Annotated in this window: 5 protein-coding genes and 1 pseudogene; 2 read left to right on the forward strand and 4 right to left on the reverse strand. The window is 69.5% G+C overall.

All coding sequences use genetic code 11. The features are described 5' to 3' along the window. From ACIA8L_RS56265 to ACIA8L_RS56280, 4 genes and pseudogenes are all read right to left on the reverse strand, one after another. Positions 1–569, reverse strand: a pseudogene (locus ACIA8L_RS56265) (hypothetical protein); the annotation flags it as partial. A gap of 73 nt (positions 570–642) precedes the next feature. Beyond that, positions 643–1,173: a hypothetical protein gene (locus ACIA8L_RS56270; protein WP_395918518.1), complete on the reverse strand. Its 531-nt coding sequence runs from the start codon at positions 1,171–1,173 to the stop codon at positions 643–645. A 73-nt stretch (positions 1,174–1,246) separates the two neighbouring features. Beyond that, the gene (locus ACIA8L_RS56275; RefSeq protein WP_395918520.1) at positions 1,247–1,525 is read right to left on the reverse strand and encodes a hypothetical protein; all 279 of its coding nucleotides are present in this window, start codon (positions 1,523–1,525) and stop codon (positions 1,247–1,249) included. Between the two features lie 4 nt (positions 1,526–1,529). Then, the gene (locus ACIA8L_RS56280) at positions 1,530–1,664 is read right to left on the reverse strand and encodes a hypothetical protein (protein WP_395918521.1); all 135 of its coding nucleotides are present in this window, start codon (positions 1,662–1,664) and stop codon (positions 1,530–1,532) included. Between the two features lie 315 nt (positions 1,665–1,979). On the opposite strand from ACIA8L_RS56280, the gene ACIA8L_RS56285 reads away from it, so the two are divergent. Beyond that, the gene (locus ACIA8L_RS56285) at positions 1,980–2,960 is read left to right on the forward strand and encodes a LuxR C-terminal-related transcriptional regulator (RefSeq protein ID WP_395918523.1); all 981 of its coding nucleotides are present in this window, start codon (positions 1,980–1,982) and stop codon (positions 2,958–2,960) included. Positions 2,961–3,294: 334 nt separating this feature from the next. After that, the coding region (locus ACIA8L_RS56290) for a GH25 family lysozyme (protein ID WP_395918524.1) at positions 3,295–4,151 on the forward strand (857 nt) is incomplete at its 3' end.

Consider the following 4,151-nt stretch of genomic DNA (forward strand, 5'->3'; position numbering starts at 1 on the left):
CCCAACGGGCGAGGTGCGGGTGCGTCGTCCTGGATGTGGATGTATCGGCGGGCGACGTACTCGGAGTTCGGGTGCCCGTCGAACGAGGACGCGGAAATCGAGATGTTGGTCTTGAGTTTGACCGGCGTCGAGCCGAACGAGTAGTAGTCGAAGGTGGTGTGCGAGCTGTCGTCCCACCGCTTGAACAGGATCACGTGGTGCTGCTCGTCGTTGAGGATGTCGCCCGGGCGCAGGTCGGAGCGGCTGATCGCGGTCGAGATGTTGGCCATGTTGAACGTCGTGTTGTCCGAGTTGGCGTGCCACGCCATGTCGACGTAGCCGGAGCAGTCACGCCGGTAGTTCCGCGAGCCGGTCGGATCGGGTGAGTACCCGCTTCCGTCGCTCGAGTACGCACCGGGCTGATGGTCCACCCAGTACTGTGCGCGTTCCATGACTTCCGAGCGGGTGATGTCGCCGCCGACGGTCGAGGTGAACGAGGCGTGCGCGGGCGTGCCGAGCACGGTGAGGCCCGTGGCCGCCAGCACGCCACCGAGGAGCGCGGCGACACGGTGGCGCAGATGGGTACGCAAGGCTGATTTCCTTCCATCGAGGGGTGGGACGCCGGCCGCATGGTCACGCGGCCAGAGCTTTGGGGGCGTTTGATCACTGGCAGGCGGCGAGCTTCGCGGCGGCGTCGCCCGGGACGAAGCCGACGCAGATGTCGGCGCTGCCGAGGTTGAGCGGGCGCCAGCGGGGCGCGGTGGCGTCGAAGCCGAACACGATCTCCGTGGTCTGGTGCTGTCCGTCGAAGACGGTGCTGGCCACGGCGTATCCACTCGCGCAGGACGCGTCCCGCAGCGCGGCGGGACGCGCCGCGCGCTGGTAGAAGTCCGCGCTGGCGCGCAGCGCTTCCAGGAGCGTGGCGACGCTGACGGGGCAGGGGTCCACCGCCGATCGCGCGGGCGCGGTGGTCGTCCCGGGTGCCGGAGCCGTCGTGGTCGGGTTCGCGGCGGAGGCCGTCGTGGTCCGGCTCGGCTCGGGGGCCGCGGTCGTGGTCGTGCCGGTGGAGGGGGCCGGGGCGTCGGCCGGCGAGGCCGGCGAAGGAAGCCCGGCGGTGGTGGACGGTACGGATTCGGCGGCCGGTTGGCCGGCGGATGAACAGCCGGTGAGAACGGCCAGGCCGATAGTGGCCACGATCGCACCAAGGGTTCCGATCCGGAGATTCTTGGAGGTGAACATCAATCGCTCCAATTCGTGGAATGCGAATTCAGGAAATGCCGTCGGCGAGCTGCCAGCCGACGAGGAGCGGCTGATGCTCCAGCGCTTTCCGGCAGAGGCGGAGGGCGTTCATTTCGGCTGTTTCGCGATTGTGGGACAGCCAGAAGATTCCGACGTGCACAACATCCGGACCGGCGCGGGCGCTGATGTGTTCCAGGCCGTCGTCCGGCGCCACTTCCGCCCGGAGGGCCGCAATCGCCTGGTCTTCGGCAAGAACTGGGAAAGCGGCGTCGGGGGTCCGCTTGATCGCGATGTTGACCAGGTACATCACGTCAGTCCCAGATCGCGCCGTCGGGATGCGCCGGCGGGGTGGGCCGGACGGTGATGATGCCGTCGGCCCGAGCGCTCCCGGACCCGGCGGCCGTCGCCACCGACAGTGCGAAGAACGCGGCGACAGCCAGGAGCATCGCAGTGACAGCGGTATTCCGGCGGGCGGAAATAGACATGGATCGGCTCCTCTTCGTTATTTTCGGTATTGCCGCCCCGGAGGCTTTCCGGGGCCGAGTCCGGCGTGCTCCGCAGCCGGTGAGGAAGACATTTCCCGGCCCGGCGGCGGATCGAAAGGCTCCCCGCTTGACCTCTTCCGGCCAGGCCGGAATCGTCCATGCAGTACGACCAAAAATGTCCGAATTGGCAGTGCCTTGCTCGCGCCGCCCGCAGGGTGGAAGAATCACGTAGCTCGATCATCGGTCGGGCCTGCTGGCAGCAACCACGGGGGATTGATGCTGGAGTTCTTCGGTCTGGACGCGACCTCGGAAAGCGTCTACCGCCTTCTGCTGGCTCACCCTGCCTGGGGCGTGGACGATCTAGCCCGGGATCTGACGGTCGGGCCGGACGCGGTGCGTTCCGCGCTCGACGAGCTCTTCGAGCTCTCGTTGCTTCGCCGTTCGATCGAGCAGGAGACCCAGCTGCGCGCGGTCAGCCCCGCCGTCGGCCTTCAGTCGCTGCTGGCCAAGCAGCAGGCGGAGCTCGAAGCGCGCACGCAGCGCATCGCCGCGGGCCAGGCCGCCATGGCGGCCATGGTGGCCGATTACGCGGAGCAGCAGTCAGTCCAGGGCGCGGCGGAGGCCACCCAGGTGCTCGGCATGGACGCCGTCCTCCAGCAGATCGAGGAGTTGGCCGGCTCGGCGCGCGTCGAACTGCTGAGCATCATGCCCGGCGTGCAGAGGCCTTACGCCGTGGAGGCGGCCGAGCGCAACAACGCCGAGCTCCTGGCGCGCAACGTCACGATTCGCACCGCGATGCAGGAGAGCGCCCGCAACGACAAGGGCACCCTGGCGTACGCACAGGGTCTGACCGCGGCCGGCGCCGAGGTCCGCGCGGCACCGCTGCTGCCGCCGCGGATGTTGGTCTTCGACCGCACCACCGCGATCGTGCCGGTGGACCCCGCGAACACCGCGCGCGGGGTGCTCCGGCTGACCAGCCGCGGCGTGGTGGCCTCGCTGGTCGCGCTGTTCGAGCAGGTATGGGCCAGCGCCGTCCCGCTGGGCGCGAGCCAGGCGCGCGACCGCGAAGGCGCCACGGCGCAGGAGCGGGAGCTGCTGAACCTGCTCAGCCAAGGCCGCACCGACGAGTCGGCCGCCAAACGGCTGGGCGTCTCCGAGCGAACCTGCCGCCGGATGATGGCCGACATGATGGAGCGCCTCGGCGCGCGCAGCCGCTTCGAGGCCGGCCTGCTCGCCGCCCGCGCGGGCTGGCTGTAGTACCCGGCCGAGCGGGTGTGCCACCGCTGTTGCTGACAGCCTGAGGGCCGAACATCCGGTTCCTGGCCGTGGGCCGGTTGCGGCCAGGCCGGTTCCGGACGTGCCCGGACCGGTGACGGCGGTCTATCGCCACTGGCATCGTTCTTATCGGCGCCGAGCCCCGACGGAGGCTGGCGCTCCACCTCCGGTCCGCACCTGATCACGGGCGTCACCACCAGGAACCCAGCGCAGCGGCGCGCCGCCTCTCGGCGGCGGCCCAGGTTCCGCGCGGCCTGCGGCCGGGTCGGGGAACTCCTCCGTCAATCGAGCAAGCCGAATTGGATGGAGACCCCTCATGTATCGCAAGACTGTTGCGGGGCGGGTGGTTGTCGCGCTCGCCGCTGTGCTCTGTGTCGTCGCCGGCAGCGCCGCCGCGCCCGCCCATGCTGCCGCTACGGGGGCCTACGTGCCTGGCGACGGCGGCTCCGCACGGGCGGGCCGGCCGCCCGGCGCGCAGGCCGACTCGGGCCGGCTGGCCGCGGCCGCACCTCCCGGATACTCGGTGCTGGGTATGGATGTCGCAAGCTATCAAGGCAATATCAACTGGACGCAGCAGGCGGCCAACGGCGCAAAGTTCGCCTATGCGAAGGCGACCGAGGGCACGTCGTACGTCAACCCGTACTTCAACGGCCAGTACAACGGCGCGAAGGCCGCGGGTCTGTACGCCGGTGGGTACGTCTTCGCCCGCCCCGACTCGCCGGACCCGGTCGCGCAGGCCGACTACTTCCTTGACCACGCCCAGTTCGCCAATGACGGCAAGACGCTGCCCGTCATGCTCGACCTGGAGTGGCCGTACCAGTCCGGCGGCACGTACGTGGCGCCGTCGCCGTGCTACGGCGTGTCGACGACCGCGATGGTGTCGTGGATCCGCAACTTCGTCAATGAGGTGCGGGTGCGTACCGGCCGGCCGACACTCATCTACACCAACGTCAACTGGTGGAATCCCTGCACCGGCAACAGCAGCGCGTTCAGCGACCAACTGCTCGACATCGCGCACTACGACACCTCCGCCGGGACATTGCCACCGGGCTGGTCCAGCTGGACCGTATGGCAGTACGCCGACGCCGGTACCTTCCCGGGCGACCAGGACGTGTTCAACGGCTCGATGACCGATCTCGCGCGCTTGGCCGCGCCTGCCGGCAGGCGTTCGGC

It is taken from the genome of Dactylosporangium sp. NPDC051541, assembly GCF_044454505.1.
In the GTDB taxonomy this organism is placed as follows: Bacteria; Actinomycetota; Actinomycetes; order Mycobacteriales; family Micromonosporaceae; genus Dactylosporangium.

Bases quoted from the DNA above. Each gene is read 5' to 3' on its own strand.
- ACIA8L_RS56280 (WP_395918521.1), bottom strand. From the start codon at position 1,664: ATGCTCCTGGCTGTCGCCGCGTTCTTCGCACTGTCGGTGGCGACGGCC.
- ACIA8L_RS56285 (WP_395918523.1), top strand. From the start codon at position 1,980: ATGCTGGAGTTCTTCGGTCTGGACGCGACCTCGGAAAGCGTCTACCGC.
- ACIA8L_RS56275 (WP_395918520.1), bottom strand. From the start codon at position 1,525: ATGTACCTGGTCAACATCGCGATCAAGCGGACCCCCGACGCCGCTTTC.